20 protein-coding genes are annotated in these 26,824 nt (G+C 58.0%); 13 read left to right on the top strand and 7 right to left on the bottom strand.

Annotated elements, in window-relative coordinates:
* Positions 1-38: 38 nt before the first annotated feature.
* The 8 genes from ACUYMZ_RS06710 to ACUYMZ_RS06675 all read left to right on the top strand — a co-directional run bounded on the left by ACUYMZ_RS06710 (position 39) and on the right by ACUYMZ_RS06675 (position 8,529).
* Positions 39-1,481: a DUF3375 domain-containing protein gene (locus ACUYMZ_RS06710; protein WP_442423985.1), complete on the top strand. Its 1,443-nt coding sequence runs from the start codon at positions 39-41 to the stop codon at positions 1,479-1,481.
* Complete coding sequence (locus tag ACUYMZ_RS06705; RefSeq protein ID WP_426006364.1) at positions 1,478-2,065, top strand: DUF4194 domain-containing protein; 588 nt, start codon at positions 1,478-1,480, stop codon at positions 2,063-2,065. Before ACUYMZ_RS06710 ends, ACUYMZ_RS06705 begins: the two co-directional genes overlap by 4 nt.
* A 2-nt stretch (positions 2,066-2,067) precedes the next feature.
* On the top strand, positions 2,068-4,182 hold the full coding sequence (locus tag ACUYMZ_RS06700) for an ATP-binding protein (protein ID WP_481602529.1): 2,115 nt from the start codon (positions 2,068-2,070) through the stop codon (positions 4,180-4,182).
* Positions 4,183-4,201: 19 nt separating this feature from the next.
* Positions 4,202-5,473 carry an SbcC/MukB-like Walker B domain-containing protein gene (locus tag ACUYMZ_RS06695; protein WP_481602528.1) on the top strand — a complete coding sequence of 424 codons (1,272 nt, stop codon included), beginning with the start codon at positions 4,202-4,204 and terminating at the stop codon, positions 5,471-5,473.
* A gap of 37 nt (positions 5,474-5,510) precedes the next feature.
* Positions 5,511-6,797: a Wadjet anti-phage system protein JetD domain-containing protein gene (locus ACUYMZ_RS06690; protein WP_481602527.1), complete on the top strand. Its 1,287-nt coding sequence runs from the start codon at positions 5,511-5,513 to the stop codon at positions 6,795-6,797.
* A gap of 113 nt (positions 6,798-6,910) precedes the next feature.
* Positions 6,911-7,282, top strand: a complete 372-nt coding sequence (locus ACUYMZ_RS06685) for a TfoX/Sxy family protein (RefSeq protein ID WP_481602526.1) — start codon at positions 6,911-6,913, stop codon at positions 7,280-7,282.
* A 9-nt stretch (positions 7,283-7,291) separates the two neighbouring features.
* Positions 7,292-7,645 (top strand): hypothetical protein, encoded by a 354-nt coding sequence (locus ACUYMZ_RS06680; RefSeq protein WP_481602525.1) that lies wholly within the window; start codon positions 7,292-7,294, stop codon positions 7,643-7,645.
* 569 nt (positions 7,646-8,214) lie between these two features.
* Positions 8,215-8,529 carry a hypothetical protein gene (locus ACUYMZ_RS06675; protein WP_481602524.1) on the top strand — a complete coding sequence of 105 codons (315 nt, stop codon included), beginning with the start codon at positions 8,215-8,217 and terminating at the stop codon, positions 8,527-8,529.
* A gap of 21 nt (positions 8,530-8,550) precedes the next feature.
* On the opposite strand, the gene ACUYMZ_RS06670 is transcribed toward ACUYMZ_RS06675, so the two are convergent.
* Complete coding sequence (locus ACUYMZ_RS06670; protein ID WP_481602523.1) at positions 8,551-8,751, bottom strand: hypothetical protein; 201 nt, start codon at positions 8,749-8,751, stop codon at positions 8,551-8,553.
* A 179-nt stretch (positions 8,752-8,930) separates the two neighbouring features.
* On the opposite strand from ACUYMZ_RS06670, the gene ACUYMZ_RS06665 reads away from it, so the two are divergent.
* The 3 genes from ACUYMZ_RS06665 to ACUYMZ_RS06655 all read left to right on the top strand — a co-directional run bounded on the left by ACUYMZ_RS06665 (position 8,931) and on the right by ACUYMZ_RS06655 (position 11,663).
* Positions 8,931-9,407, top strand: coding sequence for a hypothetical protein (locus ACUYMZ_RS06665; RefSeq protein ID WP_481602522.1), 477 nt, complete (start codon positions 8,931-8,933; stop codon positions 9,405-9,407).
* A gap of 92 nt (positions 9,408-9,499) precedes the next feature.
* Positions 9,500-10,360, top strand: a complete 861-nt coding sequence (locus ACUYMZ_RS06660) for an SDR family NAD(P)-dependent oxidoreductase (RefSeq protein WP_481602521.1) — start codon at positions 9,500-9,502, stop codon at positions 10,358-10,360.
* A gap of 58 nt (positions 10,361-10,418) precedes the next feature.
* Positions 10,419-11,663 (top strand): flavin-containing monooxygenase, encoded by a 1,245-nt coding sequence (locus ACUYMZ_RS06655; RefSeq protein ID WP_481602520.1) that lies wholly within the window; start codon positions 10,419-10,421, stop codon positions 11,661-11,663.
* Positions 11,664-11,834: 171 nt separating this feature from the next.
* On the opposite strand, the gene ACUYMZ_RS06650 is transcribed toward ACUYMZ_RS06655, so the two are convergent.
* The 3 genes from ACUYMZ_RS06650 to ACUYMZ_RS06640 form a co-directional block, all read right to left on the bottom strand.
* On the bottom strand, positions 11,835-14,612 hold the full coding sequence (locus tag ACUYMZ_RS06650) for a hypothetical protein (RefSeq protein WP_481602519.1): 2,778 nt from the start codon (positions 14,610-14,612) through the stop codon (positions 11,835-11,837).
* Positions 14,613-14,614: 2 nt separating this feature from the next.
* Complete coding sequence (locus ACUYMZ_RS06645) at positions 14,615-17,407, bottom strand: UvrD-helicase domain-containing protein (protein WP_481605826.1); 2,793 nt, start codon at positions 17,405-17,407, stop codon at positions 14,615-14,617.
* A gap of 479 nt (positions 17,408-17,886) precedes the next feature.
* The gene (locus ACUYMZ_RS06640) at positions 17,887-18,471 is read right to left on the bottom strand and encodes a hypothetical protein (protein ID WP_481602518.1); all 585 of its coding nucleotides are present in this window, start codon (positions 18,469-18,471) and stop codon (positions 17,887-17,889) included.
* Between the two features lie 2,012 nt (positions 18,472-20,483).
* Here ACUYMZ_RS06640 and ACUYMZ_RS06635 point away from each other — a divergent pair.
* Both ACUYMZ_RS06635 and ACUYMZ_RS06630 read left to right on the top strand, forming a co-directional pair.
* Positions 20,484-21,884, top strand: a complete 1,401-nt coding sequence (locus tag ACUYMZ_RS06635) for a DNA cytosine methyltransferase (protein ID WP_481602517.1) — start codon at positions 20,484-20,486, stop codon at positions 21,882-21,884.
* The gene (locus ACUYMZ_RS06630) at positions 21,862-23,115 is read left to right on the top strand and encodes an MvaI/BcnI family restriction endonuclease (RefSeq protein ID WP_481602516.1); all 1,254 of its coding nucleotides are present in this window, start codon (positions 21,862-21,864) and stop codon (positions 23,113-23,115) included. Before ACUYMZ_RS06635 ends, ACUYMZ_RS06630 begins: the two co-directional genes overlap by 23 nt.
* Here the strand turns inward: ACUYMZ_RS06630 and ACUYMZ_RS06625 are convergent.
* The 3 genes from ACUYMZ_RS06625 to ACUYMZ_RS06615 form a co-directional block, all read right to left on the bottom strand.
* Entirely contained in the window at positions 23,065-23,478 is a 414-nt protein-coding gene (locus ACUYMZ_RS06625; RefSeq protein WP_481602515.1) for a very short patch repair endonuclease, read from the bottom strand. The genes ACUYMZ_RS06630 and ACUYMZ_RS06625 overlap by 51 nt on opposite strands.
* Before the next feature lie 596 nt (positions 23,479-24,074).
* Positions 24,075-24,218, bottom strand: coding sequence for a hypothetical protein (locus ACUYMZ_RS06620; protein ID WP_481602514.1), 144 nt, complete (start codon positions 24,216-24,218; stop codon positions 24,075-24,077).
* Entirely contained in the window at positions 24,218-26,746 is a 2,529-nt protein-coding gene (locus ACUYMZ_RS06615; RefSeq protein WP_481602513.1) for a DUF4268 domain-containing protein, read from the bottom strand. The genes ACUYMZ_RS06620 and ACUYMZ_RS06615 overlap by 1 nt, the downstream gene beginning before the upstream one ends.
* Positions 26,747-26,824: the final 78 nt, after the last annotated feature.

Genomic DNA, 26,824 nt, shown 5'->3' with positions numbered 1-26,824 from the left:
ACTTCCAAGCCGGTTGCAGCCCAGACGTCGAGGAACCCATGGACTACTACGCAATTGCTTCTCTGCGTGAGAACCACCCCGGGTGGTCGCTCCTCCGTGCTACGAACGCCCCGCTTGCCCTGCACTTTTTCATGACGGCGTTTACCGATGGCAACCAGCGCAATCTTCGAAGGCAGCAGCTTATCGATGCCCTGGATGACGTTCTCTTCGGGGTCCGGGACACCTACGGCGAGGACAAATTTCCGCGCAACGCGTCGGAGTACTTGGACGAGTGGGCTGACCCGGAGCGCGCCTGGCTCCGGAAGTACTACGTTCAGGGGGAAGACGAACCCCATTATGATCTGATGCCCGCCACGGAAGACGTCATCCGGTGGGTTGAGGCCCTCAAAGGCCGCGACTTTGTGGCCACTCAGTCCCGGCTCACCAGCATCTTTGCCGTCCTCAAGGCCCTGGTCCAGCAGTCCGAAACGGATCCAGAGGTTCGTTTGGTCGAATTGCAGAGGCAGAGAGACCTGATTGACCGCGAGATGCAGCAAATCCGCGACGGCAACGTCAAAGTCATGAGCGGGCCGGAAGCCCTGGACCATTTCCAGCAGCTGACGTCCCTGGCCAGGGATCTCCTGTCCGATTTTCGCGAGGTAGAGCAGAACTTCCGTAAGCTGGACCGCCAGGTCCGCGAGCAGATCGCCACCTGGGACGGTAGCCAGGGCGAGCTCCTGGATTCCATCTTCGCCAACCAGCAGGACATCGGGAGTTCTTTACAGGGCCGGACGTTCCAAGGCTTCTGGGACTACCTCATGTCCCCCCACATGCGGAACGAGCTGGACGACCTTCTGCAGCGGGCCACCCGGATTGAGGCCCTCGCGCAGATGGACAACCTTCAGGCCATCACAAACCTCCATCAGGACTGGTTGCCCGCCGTTGAGCAAACGCAGAGCACAGTAAGGCAGCTGTCCCAGCAGATGCGCCGGCTCTTGGACGACAAGGTCTTCCTGGAAAACAAGCGCATCATGCAACTGCTCCGAAGCATCGAGGCGAGCGCCCTCGACTCCCGCGAGCAGCCGCCGTCGAACATTTTTATGGAGATTGACGCACCCACCGTGGCGGTGGCCCTGCCGTTCGAGCGGCCACTGTACGCGCCCGGCAGCCGGATTAGGGTGTTGGATGAGGTAACAGTGGCCGATGACGCAGCCGTGGATGCGAGCGCGCTGTTCAATCAGTTCCATGTTGACAAGGAACGGCTCAAAGCCAATGTCGAGGACGTTTTGGAGAGGACCGGCCAGGCAACGCTGGCTGACATCGCCGACTCCTACCCGCTGACCCACGGACTTGCGGAGGTGGTGGCGTATTACCAGCTGGCCAGCGAGTCCGAATGGGCAACTATCAACCCTGATGTGACACAACGCCTGCAGTGGCAGACGGCAGACGGCGTCACTCGGGAAGCTACCGTAGACCAGCTCATTTTTGTGAGGCCAGCATGAACTTTGAGGCACCATCCACCCCCGAAGAACTGCCGTCGGTGGTCACCAAGCTGTTCAAAGGGGTGGTGTACGCGGAGTCGGACGAAAAGACGTGGCAGTCGCTTCTGGCGCTGACCTCGCACGTACGCGAGTACGTCGCAGTGCTCGGCCTGGACCTGATACTGGACGAGTCTGAGGGCTACGCGTTCCTGAGGTCACGGGAGGACCCTGAGAGCTCACTCCCCCGGCTCATTCAGCGGCGACAACTCACGTTCGACGTCAGTCTGCTCCTTGCGCTCTTCAGGAAGCGCCTCCTCGAATTCGATACGAACAGCAGCGAACTGCGCCTCATCATGACCGAGGAGGAGATTGCAGACATGGTTCTGTTGTTCCTGCCGGACTCCAGCAATGAGGTCCGGATCAAGGACCGGTTGGCTGCCAACATCAAGAAAGTGGTGGAGCTCGGTTTCCTCCGAAAGCTCAAGGGCGAAAGTACGGCGTACGAGGTCATGCGGATCCTGAAGGCCTATGTCGATGCGCAGTGGCTCGAAGAATTCGACGCTCGGCTCGCAGACTATCGTGACGAACTAACTGGAAGTAAATAGCCATGGACACAGAAGTTCAGGACAGTCTCTTCACGCTGGGGGAACCTCCCGTAGAAGCGAACGACGGCGGCCTGCCGCCCGGTTTTCGACTGCAGCGTTTGGAACTGCTCAACTGGGGCACCTTCCACGGCGGTGTACGGACCTTCCATCTGGAAGGCGCCAACAGCTTGCTCACGGGCGATATCGGTTCCGGGAAGTCCACAGTGGTGGACGCCATCACCACGTTGCTCCTCCCAGCCAACCGGATTGAGTACAACAAGGCAGCAGGCGCACAGAAGCGTGAGCGGAGCCTGATGTCCTACGTTCGGGGATACCACAAGAGCACCCGGAGCACCGGCGGTGAATACTCCAAGCCCGTGGCATTGCGGGATCCAGGAACCCTCACCGTGGTGCTGGGCGTCTTCCACAACGCTGTGATGGGGAAGACAGTCACTCTGGGCATCACTCTGTGGACCACACAGGAAGCCGGTCAGCCCACGCGGTTCTATTCCCTGGCGGAGCGGGAGCAAACCATCACCGAGGACTTTTCAAACTTCGGGCAAGAACCCGCCAAGTTGAAGAAGCGCCTCAAGGACGCCGGCGTTACAGTTCATGACTCTTTCGATCCCTACGCCGGAGCCTTCAAGCGCCACTTCGGAATCACCGGCAACCAAGCCATGGAGCTCTTTCACCGAACGGTCTCCATGAAACAGGTGGAGAACATGACGCACTTTGTCCGCACCAACATGTTGGAGGACGACGATGTGAACTCGCGGATCGCCAAGCTGATCAGCCACTTCGATGACCTCAAGAAGGCGCACGAAGCAGTGGTGAGGGCCAAGGACCAGATCGAATTGTTGAAGCCGATCCGTGCAGGTGCGGCCACCCACCGCAAGCTCAGCTCCGAGGAAGAGAGCGCCCGCGCCCAACGCGATCAGCTGCACGCCTGGTTCACCAGCCAGCAGCTCACCCTGAGCCTGGCCCACCAAGAAGAGCTGGAGCGGGCCGGCCAAAAACTCAGGGAAGACAGCACCCAGTTGGCTTCTGAGCTCACCCGGCTCCGTCACGAGCTGTCCGTTATCCAGGAAGACATCCGCACCAGTGGCGGAGGCAGGCTTGCTGCCATCGACGCCGAAGCGTCCCAGCTCGAAGAAGCAGCCCAGCTGCAACGCAAGCGCTTCGAGCAATACTCAGCTGCCGCCGTCGAACTTCGACTGAACGTTCCCGAGGACAGGGTGCTGTTCGACGCGAACCGGGGTCGACTCGCCGAGATCGAAGAGAGCCTGGTGGCGCAGGCATCGGAGCTGCAGGATCGACGCACGGCTTTCCATTCAGAGCTCAACGAGTTGGGCGTTCGGCGGGACTACTTGGACACCGAACTGAAAAGCCTCGGCTCCCGCACCACGTTGCTCGAAACGCCCCAGATAGACATGCGGCGTTCCATTTGTGCGGGTACAGGCATCGCCGAGTCCGCACTTCCCTACGCCGCAGAGTTGCTGCGGGTCCGCGAAGGCGAGTCCGTTTGGGAAGGCGCGGCCGAGCGCACACTGCGGGGCTTCGCATTGTCCCTCCTGGTGTCAGCAGAGCATTATGCCGCGGTGAGTTCGTGGGTGGACGCCAACGACCTCAAGGGCAAGCTGGTGTACCGGAAGGTGGGTGACTCGTACTCATCCCGCCCGGCCTCGCCAGGGACGCTGGCCGCCAAAATTGCCATCAAACAGGGCACACCCTTCCGCGATTTCCTGCTGGATGAGCTCAGCACGCGTTTCGATTACACGTGCTGCGACACCATGGACGACTTCCGCAGGTACCCCAAAGCTGTCACCGTCAACGGGCAGTTGAAGGGACCGCGGGGGCGGCATGAAAAGGACGACCGCAAAGGCCTCATGGACAGGCGCAACTTTGTGTTGGGTTGGGACAATCACGAGAAGATCGGTCGTATCCGGACAGAGCGTGATGACGTGGATGGCAAACACCGGAGCGTCCTGGCGGAGTTGACCAAGGTGGACGCTGCCCTTGGATCTGCCCAGCGGCGGGGACAGCATCTGAACACCATCGGGTTCTTTACCGAGTTCCAGGAGATTAACTGGCAACTGTCTACGCGCAAGATCCAGGAACTGAAAGGCAGAGAAGCTTGAGCTGCAAACCGCCAGCAGCGTGTTGCAACAACTGACAGCCAAAGAGTCGGAAGTCGAGGGGCGCATCGGCAAACTGCAGGACCGGTCCGATAAGGTCCGCGAACGGATCGGCGCGAATGGCAACGCGGCCCGGGACATCGCAGAGGCCATCGAGGCCTGCCGCCTCACCCTTCGTGAGCACCCGTTGACGTACGACGGCGACGTACTGGCTGCCGTCGCGAAGCTCACCGCCGAGGCTCTGGGCGAGCAAGCGTTGACGTACAAGAACACCGCGACGGCCGAGAGCAAGGTCCGATCTGGGCTGACCGCCACCATTGATGCCCTGACAAAGAGCATCGCGAGGGCCGAGACATCTACGGTCCGCCTCATGGCCGATTTCAGGCACGACTACCCGAACGAAACCACAGACATCGACGCCACGTTGGATGCCGCTGACGAGTTCAACAGGCTCCTTGAACAACTGGAACGCGATGACCTTCCGCGGTTTGAGGCGCGGTTCAAGGAGTCCTTGACGCAGAACACCATCCACGAGGTTGTGGCGTTCAACGCCTTCCTGGATGCGCGGCGGCAGAGCATCATAGGCAGGATCAGCGAGATCAATCGGTCTCTGGCGGAGATTGAGTACAACGCGGGCCGGCACATCCAGTTGGAGCACCAGAACTCCTCGGATCTGGACGTACGGCAGTTCGGCGTCGATCTGCGCGCCTGCTCCGAAGGAACCATCGGTGACGATGAGCAGTACTCCGAGCAAAAGTACCTGCAGGTGGAAAGGCTCATCGAACGATTCCGCGGCCGCGAAGGGTTCACGGCTTTGGATGAACGATGGACTGCCAAGGTCACCGATGTGCGGAATTGGTTCACGTTCTCAGCGTCTGAGCGATGGACGGAAACCAGCGAGGAGTTCGAGCATTTCACTGATTCCGGAGGAAAGTCAGGCGGACAAAAGGAGAAGCTCGCCTACACGATCTTGGCCGCGGCGCTGGCATTCCAGTTCGGTTTAGCCGGCGTCAAGAGTACGCCGCGGGGCGTCGCGAAGGACCGGAGCTTCCGATTCGTGGTGATCGACGAGGCCTTCGGACGCGGGTCCGACGAGTCAGCCCGGTACGGCATGGAGCTGTTCCAACGCATGAAACTCCAACTTCTCATCGTGACACCCTTGCAGAAGATCAACGTCATCGAACCGTTTGTGGCACATGTGGGCTTCGTAGCCAATATCAACGGCAACGATTCGCAGCTCAGGAACATGACCATCACCGAGTACCGCGAGGAACGGGAACGGTATGCCGGCTAAGTCATCAGGTTGGACATCTCTTAGCGCCCTGCGGGCTTTGTCCGTTACTGCCTGGGACAGGGGCCAGCTGCTGCGGGAAACCCTTGAACCGTCTGGTGTCTACCCGCGGCGCCGGGTGTTGAAGCGACCTTCGGCTGCGGAGTTGCGGGACAACTACGCTGCTGCCAGGGATTGGGCGGCAGCATTGTTCTCCGCTGCAGGACCGTTCAGTTTGGAGACTGTAGACATCGGCCGCGCCACTATCGGTTCAAATCAGGTTCCCGCTGCAGCTGTGTTTGCTTCGGTTGAGGACGAGGTTGCTTTCGTAGGGAAGTCACGGGAGCTTCAGCGGTTCCTGTCCCTGGCCGATTCGTTGGCGGGATTGGATTCGTTGCTGCTTTCCTGGGCCGCGAAGCGACCAAAGCAGCTGCTGGATCTCGGTGACTCCGCGCTGGTTGCCGCCGGGGTGGCGCTGTGGCTCCAGAGCAATCCTTCGCCAGGGGTCTACGTCCGGCAGCTCAGCTTGCCGGGTGTGCACACCAAGTTCATCGAGGCGCACCGCAGGACCATCGACGAGATGTTGGAGACGCTGGTGGGTTCGCAGGCGTCTGCTGAGGATCTGTCCCAACAGCCTTCCGACCTTGAGGTTTTGTTGGACGCGCGCCCGGCCCGAACCTCTGGCGCCCGTTTCGCTGAAAGGCATGGTTTCCTCCATCCGCCTGAGCAGGTTCGCTTCCGGGTTCTGGACCCATCGTTGGAAGTCCTGGGTGGCGCGCGGGACATCACGGTTACCGCTGAGGCGTTCGAGTCTCTCCGACTCCCAGTGACCAGGGTGATCATCACCGAGAACCTCGTCAACTTCCTTTCCCTCCCGGAACAGCCTGGAACATTGGCGATCTTTGGCAAGGGGTACGGCTTCTCTTCATTGCGCGACGCCTCATGGCTTCGGGACTGCGAAGTCCATTACTGGGGCGATCTTGATACGCACGGGTTCCGCATCCTCGACCAGCTCCGTTCAGTCCATCCCCACGTGGTGAGTGTGCTGATGGACGAAGAGACGCTGTTGGAACATCGCGAGTCCTGGAGCGAGGAGCCGGCACCATCGCGCGCCCTGCTAGGGCGCCTCACGCCTGACGAAGCACGAGTGTACGAGACCCTGCAATCGGACTCGTACGGCAACCGCGTGCGGCTGGAACAGGAGCTGATTGGATGGGAGTGGGTGCAGGCTCGGATGGGGAACGCAACCGTTCTACCGACGGCGAGTGATGGAATGTATCAACTGTCCGTCAACTCCCCTGCGCGGTCCAGTTTGAAGTCGAAGATGCCTCCAGACGAGTGGCGCTAACGGCGGCGACATGACGGACCGGCGTATCGGCCCCCACGCCGCATGGCCCCTATCTGACGTGCCACGCCCCGCCGTATGCTGCACACACAGCCCTACTACCGGAGGAACATCCCATGGAAATGCCCAAGCCGTCAGAAGCCGACAAAGAGCGTTTCCGTTCCGTGGTTCCCGATCATCCTGACGTGGTGGTCAAGCCGATGTTCGGCAACCTTGGCGCGTTCGTGAACGGCAACATGTTCGCGGGGTTGTTTGGACCTACCATCGGCGTGAAGCTCTCCGAAAGCGACAAAGCCGAACTCGAAGCCAACCATCAGACGCAGCCCTTCGGCCCGGAAGAGCGTCCCATGGGCGGATACGTGGGCCTCCCGGAATCCTGGAACGACGATCCCGCCCAAGCGGAGCCTTGGGTGGCGAAAGCCTTTGCGTACGTTGCAACACTGCCGCCGAAGGCTGCCAAAGCTCCGAAATCCGCCAAGAAGCCGTAGCCTGTGGCAGTGTGTAGAGCGCTTTGGGGAGGTGCAGCGTCATTGCTCGGATGGGTCCTGCTGGGACACTTTGTCCAGGCTGACGTAGCGATCCGCACTACGGTCAGCGCCGGGGCTCCTCCGCTGACCGCCTTCGCTCTTCTCGCTCTCGTCCTGGCCGTGACGGTCCACATGACCCATACGTTCCGAGCATTGCTTTGCGCCGTCGTCGCTCTAGTGGTCCGCACCAACGCGCCGTCAGTGCGTGACGAGCCCCAACCGGGCTCACCGTCATTGATCAGGTCCATCCCCAAGGGCGGGACGGGACCACGCTCTCCTGGCTGGCTTCGCTGCCGCCCCAGGAGCCTCCGCGCAGCCCGCTGAAATCCATCGCATAACAGCTGGAACACACCAACACGCTGCCTGCGCTGCTCCTCTTTGGGCGTTCTCGTGACAGTTCTTTCAACGCCGCCACAGGGAGCTCCCCGCATGTCTCTCAATACTCTCTTGTCTTTGTTTCGCCCCAAACCCGGCCGATTCCGTTCGTGGCCGCTTCGTTTCCCGGTCCTGCACTGGAGACTCAACCGCCGTTTCATTCTCCGAATTGCTACCCGAGCCGCACTGTTCGGCGGCTGGATCTGGTGTGCGGCCGCCTCCCTCGTTGGTTTGGAAACATTCGAGATCATCGTCGGCACGTTCGCCCTGGCCCCTGAGTTGCTCCCCCTTGTGATCCTGGGCCTCGCACTGGCGTGGTACTTCCGTGAACGAGTCAGGCGAGCTTCTAGGCGGGCCCGCGCACTTTGGCGCCTCAGGCGAATGAAGCAGGGTGCCAAGTCCACCGATTGAGCGACGCGAACGACGGCGGCACGGCAGCTTTGTCCGTCACGAACCTTGGGTGCGGCTCACGTAACTAGTCGGAGTACACGCAACGGGTTTGATGGGGGCGAAGACAAATGGCTGGTGGGAAGTGCCTGAGGAGCATCTGGGAGCCGGATATCCTCCGCGACTTCGAGCTCCGTGTGATCCTGCAGATGTCTGGCTGTGAGGATGTCACCACGCGGCTTCTTGCCGGTGAACGCATGTCCATGGCTGACAGGTCTCCCCTGGACCTGGCCAATTACATTGCCAGGCAGAAGGGGTTTATGCCGCTCTTCGTCCTGTCGGGTTCCGAGGTAGGCATCGCTGATGGTGGCGAGGAAGTGCTTCGCAGGTTCTTCAGATCCGAGGTGTGGGCGGGGCGGAATCCGAAGCAGACGCGACGAGCATGAGTATGCCGGTGGATGCTGCGCCTATGCCTCGTCCTGCATCCGCTCTGCGCCCAACCGTCTCTCCAACACCACCCATGCAACCGTGGCCGGGACCCCGACGAGCACCATAATCGATAGGCTCCAGAACCCATTGATCACGTGCGTGAGTTGAAGGACCAGAACCGTCAGCAAAACCACTTTGGCGGCTATGTTCAGAGCACGGAGCTTTGTCTTTGTAGTCATTTTCAAGATCGTCCCCCACGATATTTTCCAAGAGTCCTAGCGTCTCCCCTCAGTGTGGCGCACCCTAAGGGAAACCACAGAGCGCAGCAGCCGCAGATTTCCAGCAAAGATTTCGGCCTGAACCGGACAGGACGAATGCGTCATGCGAGGATAGATCCACTGACAATTGGGGGTGTCCAGTGACTGATTCACATAAATTCGCATGCACGGCGGTCGGGCTCGCAGTAGTCGGCATGTTGTCCAGCTGCGCGTCTGAGCGCGCGACCGAGCCCGACGTCGGTCTTCCCTCCGTTCCAGGCCCGGCATTCGCGACACTGGCCGAAGCCCGCGAGGCAGTTGCTGCCGTCGTCGGATGTGAGAGCGAACCAACCGCGCGACCGATCGTGAACCCGGACTTTGCCGGCTTCACAGCCGAATACGCGGTCTGCGGAAACAGGGTCCAGGTCGAGTGGTTCAAGAGCCCGGAGGCGCGGATCGACGCCGCGAGTGTGTACATGGACGCCTCACAACCACTGGCAATTCTCGAAGGTGAAAATTGGATCGTCGCAGACTTGTCCCTGGCATTGGACGAGGACTGGAGCGGTAAGAACCTGAACACGTTGGCCCAACAACTGGGCGGCACATACACGGAGGTCAACGGTTTCGACCCGTCGTAGGTATCCAGAGAAGTCGTGCCTCCCGGGATCAAGAAGTAGCCCGCGCTCTCGCCAAACCTGCCGGGAAGTGCTGTGATCAAGCTATGCCCTCCATGGTTGGACGAACAGCGCTGGTGACCGGTGCCGCCGGCGGCCTCGGCAAGGCCATTGCCACGGCATTGTCGCGAGAAGGAGCAACAGTAGTGGTGGTTGCCCGGTCCGAGGCCCGGGCCGCAGAGGTCGTACGGGACATTCGGGCTGTTGTCCCCCAAGCGTCGCTTGAGCCGCTCCCCTGCGATGTCTCGATCCAGGCCTCCGTTCGGGCCGCCGTCGAGATGTTCGAGTCGCGGCACCAGCAGCTCAACCTGTTGGTCAACGCGGCCGGCGTCTTCCGCAAGGAACGTACGGTGACCCCGGACGGGCTTGAGCTCACTTTCGCCACTAACGTGATGAGCTACTTCCTGCTCACCCACTTGCTAGAGGACGCGCTCAAACGCGGCAGCACCCAGGAGACCTCCAGGGTAGTGAACATCGCGTCCAAGTACTCAGGCGGTCCATCGGTCACCGCTATCGACTTCGACGACCTGCAGACTGCCAACGGCAAGTACAGCTACATCCGTGCCACCCCGCCCACCATGCTCGCCCGGGTTCTCTTGACGCAGGAGTTCGCCGAGCGCCTCCGCGGGTCCAACGTGGTGGTGAACGCCGCCCACCCCGGCCTGGTGAAGAACACGGGGCTGCTGCGGGACGTTGGCGGTCCCTTCCGCTTGCTGACGAACGCCCTGGGTAAGCCCGCCGAGGAAGCCGCCGACACTCCCCTGTGGCTGGCCGCCGCCCCCGAGACGGCAGGCGTCACCGGCAAACTGTGGGCCAAGCGCGAGCAGCTGCCCACTCCGGGCATGGGCTCAGATCCTGCCGCCCGGAAGCGGCTGTGGGAGGAATGTAGCCGGCTGGCAGCGCTCACTGCGGGCTGATTCTCGGCAACCTCAGAACCCATCCCCAAGTGAGGCCCCCGAGCGTACAATCCACGCCATGGGATCCGCCCCAGATACCGTGATCATCGGCGCCGGCCAAGCCGGTCTCGCCACGAGCTACTGGCTGACGCGGGCCGGCGTCGAACATCAACTCCTGGAACGGCGCGACTCCCTCGGCGGCGCCTATCATGACCGGTGGGACGGGTTCTACATGAACACGCCCAACTTCACGCTCGACCTCCCCGGCATGCCCTACACCGGCGACGACCCCGACGCCTTCCTCCCCCGCAACGCCATCGTGAACCTGCTCAGGCGCTACGCCGAGGTCATCGACGCACCTGTACACACCGGCGTCGACGTCACCCGACTTTCCACCACAAAGGACGGCACATTCAACCTGGAAACCTCCCTCGGCAGCTTGCAGGCCAGGAGGGTCGTGCTCGCCACCGGCGCCTACCAGGTCCCCAAGCTCCCCGCCCTGGCCGCCAAGCTGCCCAAGGAAATCACTCAGCTCCACACGCACGACTACCGCAACACCCAGCAACTCCCCGAAGGGGCCGTACTCATCGTTGGCACAGGCCAGTCCGGCGGACAGATCGCCGAGGAACTGCACGACGCCGGCCGCCAAGTCCACCTCGCCGTCTCCACCTGCCCCGAAGCACCCCGCCGCTACCGCGGCCACGACATCCTCTACTGGCTCCTCGAAACCGGCAAACACGGCCCCGACTTCGGCATCAAAGCCCTCACCCGTGAGGCGCTCCCGTCCCCTGCCGCGCGTTTCGCCTGCAACCCGCTGCTCTCCGGCACCGCCGGCGGCCACGACATCCACCTCCGCGAACTCGGCCGTCGAGGCATGCACCTGCACGGCCGCTTGGAATCAATCGACGACGGCGCCATCACCTTCAGCGACGACCTCCCCGAACGCCTCACAGCAGTCGAGCAAGGCTTTAACAACCGCATGCGGAAGGCGATCGACGGGTACATCACGGCGGCTGGGTTGGATGCTCCCGAGCAGGAAGCCACTCCCGAAGACGACTGGCTGCCATCGGAACCCGCCCGACTGAACTTTGCCAACGCTGGAATCACCTCAGTGTTGTGGGCGACCGGGTACGGGCTGGACCTGTCGTTCCTCGACATACCTGTGCTTGATGAGTGGGAGTACCCGAAACACACTGCCGGCGTGACGGAGCAAGCCGGCCTGTATGCCGTCGGGCTTCCCTGGCTGACGCGCCACTACTCATCCATCCTGGGCGGGGTGGGCTTGGATGCCGAGAATGTAGCCGCCAAGATTGCTCCCCCGTAAGCGATGGCACACCGAGGACAAACGCCTGAGACTCCTGGTCCGGAGTCGTCATGTTCCTGCCCCTGGGTGTCCCAATCGACCAGAACCTAGCGCTGCATCACTGAACAGTTCGTGGGAATACCACCAGCTCGACGAGCCGGTGGAATCCGGATAATCTCCAACCTCCCAATCTCATGTACGAGGCGTCCATTCGGAACATTTCGCCTTCACGGGACAACTCACGCATACTGAGGCATTGTTTACCCCTGGAGGCAGGAATTCAGTTTCATCAGGCAGTAAAACGTCTGGCGGCGGGACTTCCCTACCAGTGGCAGCCTGATAGGCGAGGTCAAGTGGTCCTGCCCCATTTTTGCCACCAGCAAGCGTCAGAATCCACAGTTCGTGAGTCCCCCCTCCCCGATGACTGACCACACCTTTCGCAGCACTGCTAGCACGCTGCCCCGGAGTTAGGTGCCTCCAATAGTCATTGGCTACGCGCACGGCATCAGCCAACTGCATTCCGTTTAACTTCACCAGCGCGCCGACAATGTTTCCGAAAAGCATCGCTTGCTGGCTTTCTGACTGAAATGCAGGTGACACTCCAAGGACCCACTGAAGCGCCAGGCGTCGGGCGCACGCATGCGAGGATGCAACGACCCGCGTGCCAATTCTTGCTGCCGCTTCAGAGATACGCTCGCGGTCCGGAACCATGGGCAGGGGGTCAGGCCTGACCGTCTGTGGCCCAAGATCACCACCGTTCAAGGTGTGCCCAACGTCAAAGCCCCCCGCTCGCTGCTTGATTAACTCGGAGTTAACCCTAGGTCTCGCCAGCATGGACAGAAGAGGAGAAGGGCTCCGTTGCACACCTTCCAGTTCGGAGATCCAACTCAGTGTGACGTTGTTTCCGGGTGCCACTCCATCCAGAGCGAGCCACAAGAGATACAGATCGCTCAAGCCCGCATACTCAGCTCGGGCTACCAGAATTTCATGAGTCGCTGACGGACTTTCATTTAGCTTTCCCAGCAAGTCATTCAGCTCAAAGGGCCATCCTACGACTTGAGGTCTGGCCGGGAAACTCACCGCAGACAAGTTCGTTACATGCAAGTTTCGATTTTCCCTATTTAAACCAAGTGCATCAAGACCGCGGAGTTCGCTAATGTCCCGCTCGTTGCTTATGCTTTCCAGATCGTCATCAAACTCCACTGTTCGGCCAAGCAACATAGTGACGACATCTACCAGCCCATCTACATCAATCTCATCATCAAGCCCAACAGCGAAACCTTCCACCTTTGCCGTGACCGCAAGCCGCTCACTTTCACTAAGATTCTCCATACCCTTTTGGAGTTTTGTGCGGAGGAATCGCATATGGTCGCTGAGGACAATTCGCTCCCGAGCAGCAAGTGCCTCCACGAGCTCAAGAGCTGACTCTATTATGGCCACAACTCCAGCCGCCTGCTCCTGGTTCAAGTCTCCCCAAGGAATCAGTCTTATGGGGTTGGCAGCGGCAACTTGCATGCGTTCAATGTCTGTTGATTCACTTGAGTACTCACCCAAAGGCGTCGACTCCGCGATCGTGAGTCTAAGCAGGTTTGTGGCCCGGGCCCGCCAGGACTCGGGCGTATCGCAACCCCTGAAAAAGGGGATCGATCGACTGAGGGGCCCCACATATACGGTGGCAGGTTGCTTTGAATTTCTTATATCCAAATAGCCGCTAGCGGCCATGTCGATAAGCGCCTCGGGGCTCATGTGAATACGCGCGGAGCCAGTTCCACGAGGCAATATGCAGTCGTGCACTGCTAGAAGAAAATTGCCGACAGGCAACTGCGCCAGATCTGTTGCAGCGCCACCCGTGTCCGAACCAAGCCTACGTATAAACCTACCGACGGTTTTCGAATCGGCACTAAACCACCGAGGGAGTTCTCCATCTCCCTCTACTCCCGTCGAATCGAGAACCCATTGACGAACAAGCTCGGGGGGTCCACGGAAATCCAGTAGCCGCACTTCATCCGCTTGCTGACTGACGGAAACAGTCTCGCCCCTGAGCGCCCTGCTCAAAGCCGCTGCTCCTACTCCCGGTTGTCGAGATCCAATCGGCAGCGCCTCGGAGCCCCCGCTAGATATGGGAACCGGCATGTCCCACTTTTCTACAAAGAACCTTCTCCAAGACTCGAAAACCGGATTCGAACCGTCATCGTGGACAATGAATATTTGATCTAGCCTAGGAACATCACGAAGCAGTTGGAACAGGGCCCACTGGGGTGGCGTATAAAAGTAGAACCCATGATGGACCAGCGTCCGCCTGCCCCGCGAGGCTCCGAAAGCCGCTTCGAGCGCTAGTTCGATGCGGTCCCTCAAATTTCGTGCAGCCCCCGTCGACTGCGAGCGGAAAGTATCTGGATCCATCCACAAGTCGTTGCGTGGCCCCGAGATCCACGGAAGTTCTGCTTCAAGCCAGGCCCACGCCTCAGCTGCTGTCTTACCGAGAAGGTCCGGTGTGCTCAGGTCTTCGGGGCGAAGGCCTGAGGCGACAAAGCTCTGGACGGTGCGAGCGAATTCGCGACGAGATCGCACAAGCAACCGGCCCATGTCCTTATTGGCGCAATCGGTTCTGACGAACTTTCTGAGTGCATCGTCGAAGCTGATTGCTTGGCGGAACCGACGCCCCGCTGCCTGTCCCTGCCACCTAGACAGCATGTCCTCGTAGCCATTTCTACCGCTCATTTCAAGCAGGCTCGGGGCGGGAAATTCATCCACTGTTAGGGGCGACTCAATTATGCCGGGAAGGATTATCAAATCCAAGACTGTTGCGATGGGAAGTCCAACTGTTTTTGTTTTACGAATACCTCGGGCAAGTGATCCAGTAGCGGCAATATGAGCGGCAGCCTCCCAAGTCACGCCGTGCGCCTTCAACTCGTCGCGCAGGTAAGCCTCTTCGACAGTGGCCATGGCGACGGCCTTCCACAGTCCCACGCCTAAACTCCTTCAATTAGCAAGTCGGCCCACATCCGCGCCCGAGGACCTTGCGTACGATGATTCCGAGGAATGAAAACTTGCAAGTATTCCCTTGCCCGAGTAGAAGCGACGTAGAGAAGGCGTGCTTCCTCCCTGACGGTTTCAAATTGATCCTCATCCCATAAGTACTCTTCGTCAGCGGGAACATTGGAGAATATCGGAGACTTCGGCGTTATTTGCCAACGCCAGACCAACCTAGGAAGTTCGTTTTGGCTCCGCAATATACTAACTCTTGTTGACCTTGAATTCGGATCATCGAATGTGCTCCAGGTATGCGGTACCAATACGCGATCAAACTCAAGTCCTTTCGCTTTGTGGACAGTGAGTGCCGTTATTCTACCCTCACGATCGACCGAATCTGGACTCGGCTCATCCACAGTCCGATTTGTTGCTATCTGCAACTGCAACCATTCAACAACTCTAATCAAAGTTTGCGATCGCTCCATAAATTCTGCATCAAGAAGCGTCACAAGATGGTCAAGGCATCGTCCGTACCTCCGGCGTTCGGATTCATCGTCGTTTCGGGGTAACGACGAGGTCGCTGGTGAGAAAGTACGAACACACTCTGTGAGCCACGACAAAAAAGGCATTCTTGACAGCAGTCCACCCAGTGAAGCTACTCTGCCCCGAAGCTGCTTGAGATCGTCTCTACTGTATTTATCAGACGCCGCCAATGACCCGAACCGTTGGGCCCACGCCATAGTTGGAGCGCAGTCTTCCATCCAGAACTTAGCATCCGCTCCACTCGGCGGCCTCCCCAGAACTATGCCCGCAGCCCATCGAGTCTCGCACAGCTGTAACAGAGCGGCGTCATCATTTGGATCACATACGGCTTGGAGGAAAACACAAAGCTCCCGGACGGCAGGTGACGTATAAAAACTTCCACCAACCAGTAGTTCACACGGAACACCCATCTCCTGCAGCCGGCCACGCACTTTTATAGCTTGTGAATTCTGCCTACAAAGGATTGCGATAGACGAAGCCGGGGACTCCCGGTTCCAGCTTTCGACAATCCGAGCTGCATCTTGATCGTAGGTGGTCTTAGACACCATACTGACAACAGCTCGTGCGCTTACGTCGTGTGGCAGTTGTCGTGGGAGCAGACGGTCAGCGCATTTGTACTCGAAAAGGCCGGAAGCATCCCAGCGCGTGAAGTATGAATGCAATGAATCAAGTAATTTAGCTCCAGAACGAAAATTTCGCGTTAGAAGAAATTCGGAAGGCATAGGTAAGTTTTCCTCTTCCATGCGAATCCGCAACTTATCAAAGGCATTGCCCTGTGCCCCGCGAAACCTGTAAATGCCTTGCTTCGAGTCTCCGACAATAAAGAGCGAGACACCCAGGCTTCGACGAATCTCCACCATCATCTCCATCTGCGTAGCATCGGTATCCTGAAATTCATCAACGAAGACAAATTTCGGACAATCAATGCTAGCTTGTTGTCCTAATTTCAGAATGGAAACCGCTAAAGGTACAAGTTGTGCTGTTCGAATCGACTGGTTTTCTAGATTAAATTTCCCGAACCTGACCGCAGCCTCTGTGATTGCGTGCTTCACCGCTTCAACTACAGCGATGTCAAGCTCCGTCGGATTGGGCGAACCCCAGTTCACAGGCTCGTTAAGGCCCTGTTTTGCTGAGTTGGGGTCCACTGCCACCCCGTTACCCTCCAAAGCGTTCCAAATTGCTTCCAGATGGTCTTCCCATTTGTGGGAGGCCGGGACGTCCACTGGGTGCCTAACGATCAACTCTCGTATACGTTCCGACAGCCCTTCATGAAACAGGCGTCGCAATGCCAGCGTTTGCCGACTTACTGAAAAATCAGGTGCTATCCCCAGCAACCCACCACCCATCTGAACGACGTGCTTGGCGTACGCATGAATCGTGTCGATCCTGGCAGAGCCGAGCTGCATCAGCCAGGCCAATGTCGGAAGCACGCAAAGGTGACAAAGCCGCTGCCTAAGCATGAGTGTTGTTGAAATCCGATCGCGCATCTGGCGTGCGGCTTCGCGCGTGAACGTCATCAACACGAAGTCGTCTACTCTGAGGTCATAAGGTCGCCCTTGCCACTCATTGTCGAGTTTCCCGCCATGGGTAGCGAGCAGAAACACCATGCGTTCCATCATGGTCTCCGTCTTACCCGTTCCTGCGCCCGCAGTCACGAGAACATCACTTCTGGCATCCGCATGGACAATGTCAAACTGCCGCAAGTTGATGTCGCCGGTTTGATCAGCGGCATCAAGGACACCTTGTAAATATGTCCTTTCTTCAGCAGGTAATGCACCGTCAACGACCCATTGTCGCTTAGGCCAGTCCGCACGTTGCCCGATCGCGGCCCACTCTAGCAATCTCGAATCTCGAAAGACATCAAATTCCCCTCGTAGATCCAGAGGCATGGTTTCGGAGGAGATGACGAATACTCGGATGCCGTAATGAAGCAGTCCAAGCAAGTCCTCTAAATCGATCCCGTTCGTATCTATTCTCAAAACTGAATAGCGAGGGACGGACGGTATGCCCAAGCGCCGGCTCAAAACGTCCAGTCCTACAATAGGATCAGCTTGCAGGATGTGTAGGAGATCACCATCCGCTTCCTCGGAATTTGGGGCTTCCGAACAGAAGCCGGGCACCCTCCTTCGAAGGTTGCGCTCCAAAGGTTCGAGCGCTTGGGCGGACACCCGATGCTGGCCCCCGTCCTCAGGGAGAAGGCCTAACCGGCCTGAATCAAGCTGCACCGTCGGACCATTATGTAGAGTCATGTCGGTCACTGGCCAAACCCAAGCGTCTACTTCTTGGCCGCCTGCCCCGACGCGCATTTCACGTCGGCCCCGTGGTAGGAGTTCATGCACCTCGGCTCGAAGCCATCTAGCAGAAGACCTGGAATTCGCAGCTTCGTAGACTACCAACCAAACTCTACAGCGCGTTTGATCAGCCACTGCCAGATAGTCACGAAAGGAGTCATACGAGATCCAGTGACTTCTAGTCCCCGTTAGAACGTCAACTTCGGCGCGGCCACGAAACTTGACCTCCCAGTACTCAGTAGTGCCAGCCTTTACAGTCTGGAAGTCCGGGGCACGCATAGCGACACCGTTATGACTGATAAGCGGCGCGCGAGTTTTATTACTGTTTCCCCGCGCCTCGCCGAGATACGTGACTGTGTAGCGCTCTGCCTGGAGCCAATGAAACCATGCCAATTCACATTGACGCCATGCTGCGTTGGGATCGTTGAGCTGTGTCGTCATGGTGAGTCTCCAGAGTAGGCCGATGCGTTTTTAGTTCGACCGGCCCATCGCGAGCTTGATAGGCCGGGAGTAAGTGTTGCAGATAGTCTTTCGGTCTCGGCGGCTAGTTCATCTGCCATGAGTTCCTCGAGAGTTCGGTCTCCTTCGTAGGACTCAGAAGACATCAGTTCTCGCCACCCAGCAAGCACCAACTGTTGTAGGTGTGACGGCAAACTAGGCGTTATCCCCCAGCGAGCGAGTATTTCCCCTTCGGCGGTGAAGGTTTCTCGGAGGGCCTCGTATTTCAAGCGCAGGAGACGATGCTCATTTTCAGCACAAGTCAAATCAGAGCCGTCGCCTAGTTCCGGCGAGAACTGCGACTTATTCCCCGGCACACCGATACCCTCGTCGAGCCCAGCAACGTCTCCGTACTCACCGATGGTATCTAGGCTCAATCTAGATGCCAGCCGCCTCGCACGTGAACCTTTCCGATAGCGGAGCTCGTCGATAAGAGCCCCAAGAACTGCGGGATCATCAACGGTTTGCCCGGCGAGCCCTTCGAGGTCAGCGATCCTCAAGCCGATATAGGGCCTATCAGCCATGTTCTGAACCCAGATCTACTTCAACACGTCGTAACCAAAGGTGGTTGAGATCGCTGCATGGACTTGGATCGACATTTTCAGGCCTAGCCTCCAACCAAATAGTGTATAACGCCAACTTCAAAAAGTGCTCATTTGCGTCCTGGCAAGCAATGGCCGGGGAGAATGGAACTATCCAATTGCGAGTCCACCCTTGACAAGAGACCACGTTTTCTGAACATCCAGACTAGTTGACTGAATTGCATGAAATGACGGTAGCACTGCTTCCCTTCGACCTATAGACGTTAGACTCATCGTACGGCGTCACCGACGTTGACTAGCAATTATTGCGCCATAGCCTACCAAAAAAGGCTATCGGTTTCAGGAATAACTTTCTGTCGTTGAGGTCGAAGACCTTCGGTCTACTGGCATGTTTATCTAGAACTATTCATACGGACAGAACAACCGCCACGATCGAGCCCAAAAGTGGCAGCCACCCGCGGCTACAAACCTCTTGAGTCTGCCCGGCTGCCGCGTCATCTCTAGAGACATCGCGGCTCTAAACCATCATCGAAGCGGGCCTTCCGCCGGAGTTCATGAATTGCGGCGTCACCGTAGACGCCGCTGGCGACTCAGTTCGTGATGGCGTATTCAGATCTACTCCAAACAGGTCAGGATGCCCCCGGCGCTGGTTCGTGGAATCTTTAGATTTTGCCCGGACGGCAGGCTGCGGTTTCCGGCCTTGTTTCGCCATGGTCAGGGTCATGAGGAGGGAACGGCCTGACGGGCGATGAGCCAGTTCTTCGGTTCGACATGCGCACCGTCGTTCTTGTTCCCGGATCGGGATCTGATGAACGTCACGTTCCGCTGTTCAGAACAAGTCAGTAAATCCCAGTTTGTGAACCCGTGCCGCTATCGGAATCGATGCCCAGCATCGGAAACAGGAACGCCGCGGTCGCGCACTTGATGGCGGCGAACACCAATTTCTGGGCCTAGTTCCTGACCGAGCGCGTTTCGATCCAGCCTGTGGCGATGTCAGTGATGTCCAAGTCAAAAACATAACTCACCCTGCTGTTGCCACCCTTGTGGCTGACAAGATCCATCTCCACACCCCCACCGCATCATCCGAATGGGCCCGGGTCCTCAGCGGAGTCCTTCAGCAGTGTGCCCGGCTCAGCGCGCGACCGGCCCCGGGGCGCTGAGTTTCGCCCGTTCCGCTTTGAACCTGCGGTCAATCGTCACCGGTTAGCTGCGCCGCAACTGTGCAGGCGTGGGACCAGATCCGGCAAGGCTGCCGCTAACAGCCGACCGCACGGTGTCCCTGCACTTCCCAGCAGAACCGCAGCGCCTCGATGACCGGGCTTTCCCCGTGGAGCAGAGGCCGCCGGGGTCGGGCCTGACGGGTCTGAGCGCCCGTGCTGAACGCAACGCCCTCCGAGCGTAGTCCCAGTGCCAGCCCGTCGTCACGCACAACTCGTCCAGCATCGCTTGTTTGCTACCCGGTCCGATCGGGCATAACGGGTGGCAATCGCCTTGTTGGCAGCCCAACGTTCACTCATCAAAGGCGCCGTGGTTAACACTGCCGAAGCCGAGGCCACGCCCCTGACGGACACGCCGCTACTCGGGCATTCTCAAATGATTCCTCAAATGCCCAACACACAGTCGGCTTTCGACAAGTCAACGGCGAAGCTGTTCAAGGTACCCTCACGGCCTCATACTGGCGAACTCCGCCACCCCTTCCCCGTACCTGGCCTTACACGCTCCCTCGACAGCCCAACCACCTAGGACCGAGTCGGGTGGCCCCTTTCCCGATCTAACAAGCTTTGTCGAATGGCCGGCCCAAACATGTCGCGGGTGAACATGCTGACGACATGAGGGCATCGCCCGCGCTGAGTCAGCCGTCTGCGCTGGTTGGTGATCCATGACCGAAACAGTCTCCTTCCCGACGAGATGAATGCTCCGACAGGTGCCGCACCTCGGCTTGCACAGGACCACCTGGACTTTTTTGCGTAGCCATGCGTCAGAATAGATGGGTGATGAAATATGTAGACTTGTTTGCCGGATGTGGCGGCCTCTCCCTTGGTATCGAGCGCGCAGGAGGGGAGCTGGTCGTTGCTGTGGAGAAATCTGACATGGCAGCGAGAACTTTCTTCCATAACCTGGTGGACGACGCAACTGACCTCCCGTCATGGAACCGATACGTAGCCTCAGCGGTGGCGGACCAGGTCAAGCAGCGCGTTTTGGTTCGCGAGCTAAATGTGCTGCTGAACGAAGACGCAATCATGGAAGAGCTGGGGGCATCGGGCATCGACCTCGTCGTCGGAGGCCCACCTTGCCAAGGATTCTCTCTGGCAGGACGTCGCAACCCTGAAGATGTTCGCAACAAGCTCCCTTGGGAGTATCTGGAATTTGTGGCGCGCACCACGCCGAAGGCTGTCGTCATCGAGAACGTTGTGGGCATGAATCAGAAGTTCAGCTCTCAAGCCGAATCTTCATTCGTTCAGCTACAAACCGCCTTGGCCGAAACGGACCCCGGCTACGTCGTACAGGGTGTTCAAGTCAACGCCATGCATTACGGCGCTCCCCAGCACAGACCGCGCTTGATGATTATCGCAGTACGTTCAGACATTGCCGAACGGCACGGGATCACATCCACTGGAAGCCTCTGGAAGTCGGACTTCACTGACAATCTGGTCTACCCTCTTCCGGATCTAGCCCCAGTACCGACGGCGGCGCGAAGTGACGTCAGAACCGTGGCAGAGGCTATCGCGGACCTCTCGCCGCATGCGCCAAAGGGCAAGAAAGGCGTCTCCTCGAGGAGCTATCAGCTAGAGATGCGAAGCCCAGCCTGGAAACTACGACCAAAGAAGAAAGCTAGGGAAACCAATCACGCCCCACGAAACCACGCTCCACGCACGATCCAACGCTTTAGGTTGTACCAGTACTTGGCGAACAGTAGTTTAGATCAACGGCTTATCAGCCGAGCGGCAGCAATGCCGGCATCCGATGCCGAGCTTTACGTAAAGAAGCAGCTCGTGGACGCACCCATACCTGCAGTAGCCCCCGATGGCACCTATCTTGCAGCAAGCCTCGAGGAATTGTGTCGTCTAGTTTTGGACCTTGGCACGAAAAAGCATTCCCAGAAGGTGCTCCATTGGCATCAACCGGCTAGAACCGTTGTGACGCTTCCAGATGACTACGTCCATCCGGTAGAACCTCGGATTTTCACCGTTCGGGAGCTTGCACGTTTTCAGGGTTTCCCGGAGGCCTTCGAGTTCCTTGGGAAGGAGACAACCGGCGCTCACAGGCGCCGCGTGGAGGTACCTCAATACTCCCAGGTAGGAAATGCCGTATCTCCGTGGCTATCCTTAGCTGTAGGAAATCGCATAGCAACTATTCTGGGGGAATCAGAGAATGAGAGAGCTGACCCAGCTTGAACTGGATAATCTAGGCTTCCTAACCCGATTTGGGATCCAATTTGGCTTACTCGAGCCGACCACCACTGGGCTGGGCAAGAGCATCATGGACGCTACGGCAGAATACAGGAAATTTCTCCTTAATGTCGGAATCCACGATTACGCGGTTCAGGCTCAGGGACCGGCGGAGAAAAGGACAATCCCCGCACGCATCGTTACGCAAACCGGAGAAATCATAGACGCCCCCTGCACCGTGTATCGTCCTCGCACTAAGAGCGGTGACCCCCGAGTATGGTTCTCACGGCTGAAGCAGCATTGTTCTCCTGGAGATATTTTGGTCAGTCTCTGGAATCGAGACCACATTTGGGTCCTCAACGCCACTAAGGTGAACTTTGACGATGCGGTACGACGCCTTCGGGGCTACCGCGAGCTACTTAGTCCAATGATAAGTAGCCGCGAAAGCGTTTTTGAAGAACTTCTGGACATGCTCAGAAATATTTCCGCTCAGGGGTATATCACATCGATGCGTCCCGGTGATACCGGTGTTGGTCACCTACTTGAAACGCTGCTAGGAATTAAGGCAAATTCAAGTAAAGCCCCGGACTATAAGGGCGTGGAGATTAAATCCACGCGTGCCGCTTCAACAACCCGCAGTCAAACCTTGTTTGCAAAAGTTCCAAATTGGGAAATCAGCCAGATGAAGAGCTCGCGAGAGATGCTAGAGAAATTTGGCTACCAACGCGGAGAGGACTTCAAATTATATTGCACCGTGAGTTCTAAAGTTGTGAACTCTCAGGGGCTCAGTCTTATGGTTGATGAGAAGGAAGGTTTGCTACACGAAATATCAGCAAATCGAGATTTTCCTCGTCCCGTCAGTTGGAGTCTTGAAGATCTAAAACAATCTTTGGCGGAAAAGCACGCGGATACGTTCTGGGTGAAGGCTACGTCCCGGAGGGAAGGTGACCTAGAATCCATACACTTCCACTCCGTAACACAGACGACCAAGCCCATTCTCCAACAGCTTGGCCCCATGCTGTCGGCGGGAAATATCACCGTTGACCACTTGATCTTCAGAAAGGGGAACAAAGTCAGCGAGCGGGGGCCTCTGTTCAAAATAAATAGAAAGCACTTTTCTGACCTATTCCCGCAACCATTGTTCCATGATCTCAGGAAACCTGCAGGACCGGCGCTCATCAACACCTCAAGAATGCCGATCTTGGATGTCCAAGAACCCTTTGACTTTGTCGACTAGGTTCGGATCTACTTTGATTTCACATTCCCACACAATCAAAACCTGCCAACCTAACTCGATTAGTGATTCGACTTGAACCTGATCGCGCAATTGATTCTTCACACGTTTTTCTGCCCAAAATTCAGTGTTTGATTTCGGCAATCTAGAGCCAACTGGGCAACTGTGCCCATGCCAAAAACAACCATGCACAAAGACAACCTTTCGCCGGCCGGGGAAAACTAGGTCCGGTTGCCCAGGGAGGCCCTTAGTGTGCAGTCGATATCGGTATCCTTGAGCATGAAGAGCCTTGCGAAGCAGTAGCTCAGGTTTGGTGTCCTTCGAGTGGATTTTAGACATGTGACGGCTACGCTGCTCCTTGTTCATGAAATCCGCCAAGTTCTAGCCTCTTTTCTTTTGGTCCTGGACGGCGGCCGTGAACGCCGCTGACCTCGGGCAAGAAGTCCCATCCCGTCACAAAGCTACTCCCTGTCCGCAAACCCCGTGGGGCGACATCGCCGCCCTGTCTACAGTCGGTGCGCAGGTTCCGCAATCGGAATGGGCACAGTCCCGGAAAGCCTGGCAGACACACGAGTGGACACCCGGCCGAGGTTGGCGTGCGCCTGCACGCAGCGGATTCCCACCACTTGCTCCGCTCGTTTCAGGCGTTCGAGGGCTGCCCGGACATTTCCCAATTTATAGGGCATCCATGGTGGGATTCCCGAAGAAATCCGGGCCGCCGTCGCCCGCTACAATGGCGCCGGCCTCCAGCAGAGGCGAGCCGGACAACAACCGATACCCGGGCACCGAAAGCGAGACTGCCCAGATCCCCCAGCCACCAACCGAGGATCATCAAACACCGACCCCGGCTCCCCCGCAGGCGGCACGATCCCGCCAAAGTACGCATTGTTCGCATACACAGCCGACGCCGTCTTCAAGCACGACCCGGCGCAACGAAGAGGTTGTTCCGTGTTGTTGTAGATCTAGTGCTTGCCGGCTCCGCTGCTGCCGCCGCCCATGCGGGAGTCTTGCTGGGCGATGTTGTAGCGGAGGATCGCGTTGGCCGAGGTCGCGCCGTCCGCGCAGCTGGAGATGCAGCTGAGGTAGAAGCCGCCCGAGTTAGTCACTAGAGGTACCTTTGCAAAACTCGGGCGAATACGTCGCCGGTCCGTACCAGCCACTCGACCAGATCCTCAGATTGGTCCTCATCCAAGAAATTTCCAGGGCGGCTGATACCGAGCTTTGAAGCTTTCCTGTCAGGCCTGTCATCCCATTCGAGCGGGAACCCCAGGTCCCTTTCGATGGCTTCGCGCTTGGATAGCAGGTCTGCATACAGATTCTTATCGTGGTTGATCCAGAAGAGAACAGTGGCGATCTTCTTTTGTGATTGGACCTGGAGCGACAGATTTCCGCGCGAGTCTCCGACGCTAACGTCATACCAATAGTTAGGAGCAGGCTTTCGCCACGTCGCAATGTGTTGCGCGTGTGCGAGGCCGTGAGCTCTCACTCGTTCAAAGAATGCAAGCTGCGCATCCCTCAGAGTGCCCTTACTGCCGACGGTCCCCTGCCCCTTTGTCCTTGCACGACGAGCGGCAAGGACTTCCTCGTCCACTTCGAGACCTGCAGCCTCCGCGAGCTCCTCCGCACTCATGAACTGCTCGGAACTTGCATGTCCTTCGGCATCAAAGCGAACACCCTCTTGCTCTAGTACGAGGCGCGGATCATCGAAGCGATCGGTTTCACTCCATCGAAACCCTGGCGAAATTTTTCCTCCGCTCTGAAGGACACGCCATGCGTTTGCGGTGGGGAAGTTGGCAAGCACAGCCGCAACTGGCTGAGCCCAAGTACCGGCCACGATCGCAACGTCGCCGTACGAAGTCCAGCGACCTGCCGGAATGGCAGCGACGATAGCCGCGATTTGGCTACGGAACACTGATGGCTCGTCACCAGTAGTCACGTTCTCGTCGGGGCCCGGCCACAGCTCGATAATCTTCTCGGCCAGCTCGGCGCTTCTGACACTGATCTCGTCGACACCCCAAGTGCTATTGGCGGCAATTTTCTGGTTCATGAAGACTCCACTGTCTGCCAGCATCAGACGCTTCTCATGGAATGGCTTATTGCTGAGCTCGCTGTTGTACCCGCTCAGGGTGAGGTTGCCAATCGTGTGCACCACTCGTTCGTGCTCGTAGTCAATGTCTACGCCTGGACCAAACCCGCCCCCGAAAGTCTCACGAACCGCGTCTGACATCGTCTGGGGCAGGACATGCTCAATGGTCAAGTGTTTAGGATCAAGTGCCAGAACTTCCTTTGGCCGGTAGGCCTCCTCAAGCCACTGGAGGATGAGCTTCTTCTGCGCTCCTCGTCCCTGCCAGTAGAAGGCGACGGTCTGCGCCGCTTCGCGAACTTGGTCGTCCGTAGCGAAGTATTTCCGACCACGGGAGAGAAAATCTCGAAGCGATACATCAATAGGCCCCGAAGCGCTTATGGAACCAACAGCCTGCAGGAGGGTGCGGTTCAAGCTTGCTGTTGCACGTCCTACAATGATCCGCCGCACGAAGTATGACTCCAAAACCGTCAACGCCCTCACAGCTTCGTCGTCGCTGCATTCTCCGGTGGCCCGCTTCGCAAGGATGCTCATAACCACGGGGTATGCAGTTGTCGAACCCCATGCCCGAATCCTCGTGAGTCTGCGTCGGATCTCCACATGCTTCTCGCCGGTAGGGTTGAGTATCGTCGCCAAAAGTTCGCCAAGCTGAGCAATACGACCCACCTCGGTCTCAATCTCATCGACATTCTGCAGATTCTCAAAGCGTTGCTGCTGTCCGAGGTAGGTCTCCGATTGCTTTACGCGTTCATCCCTCTGAGCCAAGTCCAGCCAGAACAACAGCTCCAAGTTCTCCGCATCCAGATTCCGTTCCAATGGGAGCCAAACATTGGCGTAGACTGACTCGGCACGTTCGCCGAGCCGCATGAACAGGTAGTTTTTCAAAAGATCACTTTGCGTCAGACGTAAGCCCGTATTGTTGAGGGATTCGAAGATACGGTGGGCGTTGTCGGTTGGTTCCGCGGTGACAACGACAAGCGCAAGCTTGCCCACAACCGCGGCCTCCAGCAGCTCCAAATCGTTGGGGTCATCAGGATCATCGGCGGCAGCGATTTTCGAACGGAAGAATCGATAGGCTTCACCGATTGCGTCCTCTCCGCCAGCCTGAGGTGCCCGGTTCATCACCGCCGTATAAGCAGCCCGATCGGCCTGTGTAGGCAACACCTTGAGAGGTTTGCCTTTGTCAAAGACATTGATCAAATACTGGGCATCAATGCCATGTGCCCGTTCGTCGTCCCCGTTCTCACGTATGTGATCTCTGAGGGCGGCAAGCAAGAGAGTGAGCGTGGTTAGCCGCTGCTGACCGTCAACAACCAGGAACTTATTCACACCAATCGCGCCGAAGTCCGGACTGCTGGCTAACACCAGAGATCCGATGAAATGCGACGACTTTGGATCCGAAGCAACTGAACGCTCCAAGTCGACGATATCCGACCACAACTGCTCCAGCTGCTTCTTACCCCAAGAGTAGACACGTTGATATAGAGGGACCTGATACTGCTTCTTACCTTCGAGAACGCCGGCTAGTGTTCCATTATCAGCGTGAACCATCTGTGCCCCCTTGGAGTGTCGGTCGGATCGTGAGGACGTGACCGCCGAATATCATAAAGACTTCCGACAGAGGGCGCA

It is taken from the genome of Arthrobacter sp. T572 (assembly GCF_056780115.1).
Note: the sequence above shows the minus strand (reverse complement) of the source record. Positions and strands in the feature narration are given on the sequence as shown.

Bases quoted from the DNA above. Each gene is read 5' to 3' on its own strand.
- ACUYMZ_RS06675 (WP_481602524.1), top strand. From the start codon at position 8,215: ATGGCTGGTGGGAAGTGCCTGAGGAGCATCTGGGAGCCGGATATCCTC.
- ACUYMZ_RS06615 (WP_481602513.1), bottom strand. From the start codon at position 26,746: ATGGTTCACGCTGATAATGGAACACTAGCCGGCGTTCTCGAAGGTAAG.
- ACUYMZ_RS06640 (WP_481602518.1), bottom strand. From the start codon at position 18,471: ATGGCTGATAGGCCCTATATCGGCTTGAGGATCGCTGACCTCGAAGGG.
- ACUYMZ_RS06685 (WP_481602526.1), top strand. From the start codon at position 6,911: ATGGAAATGCCCAAGCCGTCAGAAGCCGACAAAGAGCGTTTCCGTTCC.
- ACUYMZ_RS06705 (WP_426006364.1), top strand. From the start codon at position 1,478: ATGAACTTTGAGGCACCATCCACCCCCGAAGAACTGCCGTCGGTGGTC.
- ACUYMZ_RS06710 (WP_442423985.1), top strand. From the start codon at position 39: ATGGACTACTACGCAATTGCTTCTCTGCGTGAGAACCACCCCGGGTGG.
- ACUYMZ_RS06670 (WP_481602523.1), bottom strand. From the start codon at position 8,751: ATGACTACAAAGACAAAGCTCCGTGCTCTGAACATAGCCGCCAAAGTG.
- ACUYMZ_RS06645 (WP_481605826.1), bottom strand. From the start codon at position 17,407: ATGACTCTACATAATGGTCCGACGGTGCAGCTTGATTCAGGCCGGTTA.
- ACUYMZ_RS06635 (WP_481602517.1), top strand. From the start codon at position 20,484: ATGAAATATGTAGACTTGTTTGCCGGATGTGGCGGCCTCTCCCTTGGT.
- ACUYMZ_RS06660 (WP_481602521.1), top strand. From the start codon at position 9,500: ATGGTTGGACGAACAGCGCTGGTGACCGGTGCCGCCGGCGGCCTCGGC.
- ACUYMZ_RS06655 (WP_481602520.1), top strand. From the start codon at position 10,419: ATGGGATCCGCCCCAGATACCGTGATCATCGGCGCCGGCCAAGCCGGT.
- ACUYMZ_RS06630 (WP_481602516.1), top strand. From the start codon at position 21,862: ATGAGAGAGCTGACCCAGCTTGAACTGGATAATCTAGGCTTCCTAACC.
- ACUYMZ_RS06625 (WP_481602515.1), bottom strand. From the start codon at position 23,478: ATGAACAAGGAGCAGCGTAGCCGTCACATGTCTAAAATCCACTCGAAG.
- ACUYMZ_RS06700 (WP_481602529.1), top strand. From the start codon at position 2,068: ATGGACACAGAAGTTCAGGACAGTCTCTTCACGCTGGGGGAACCTCCC.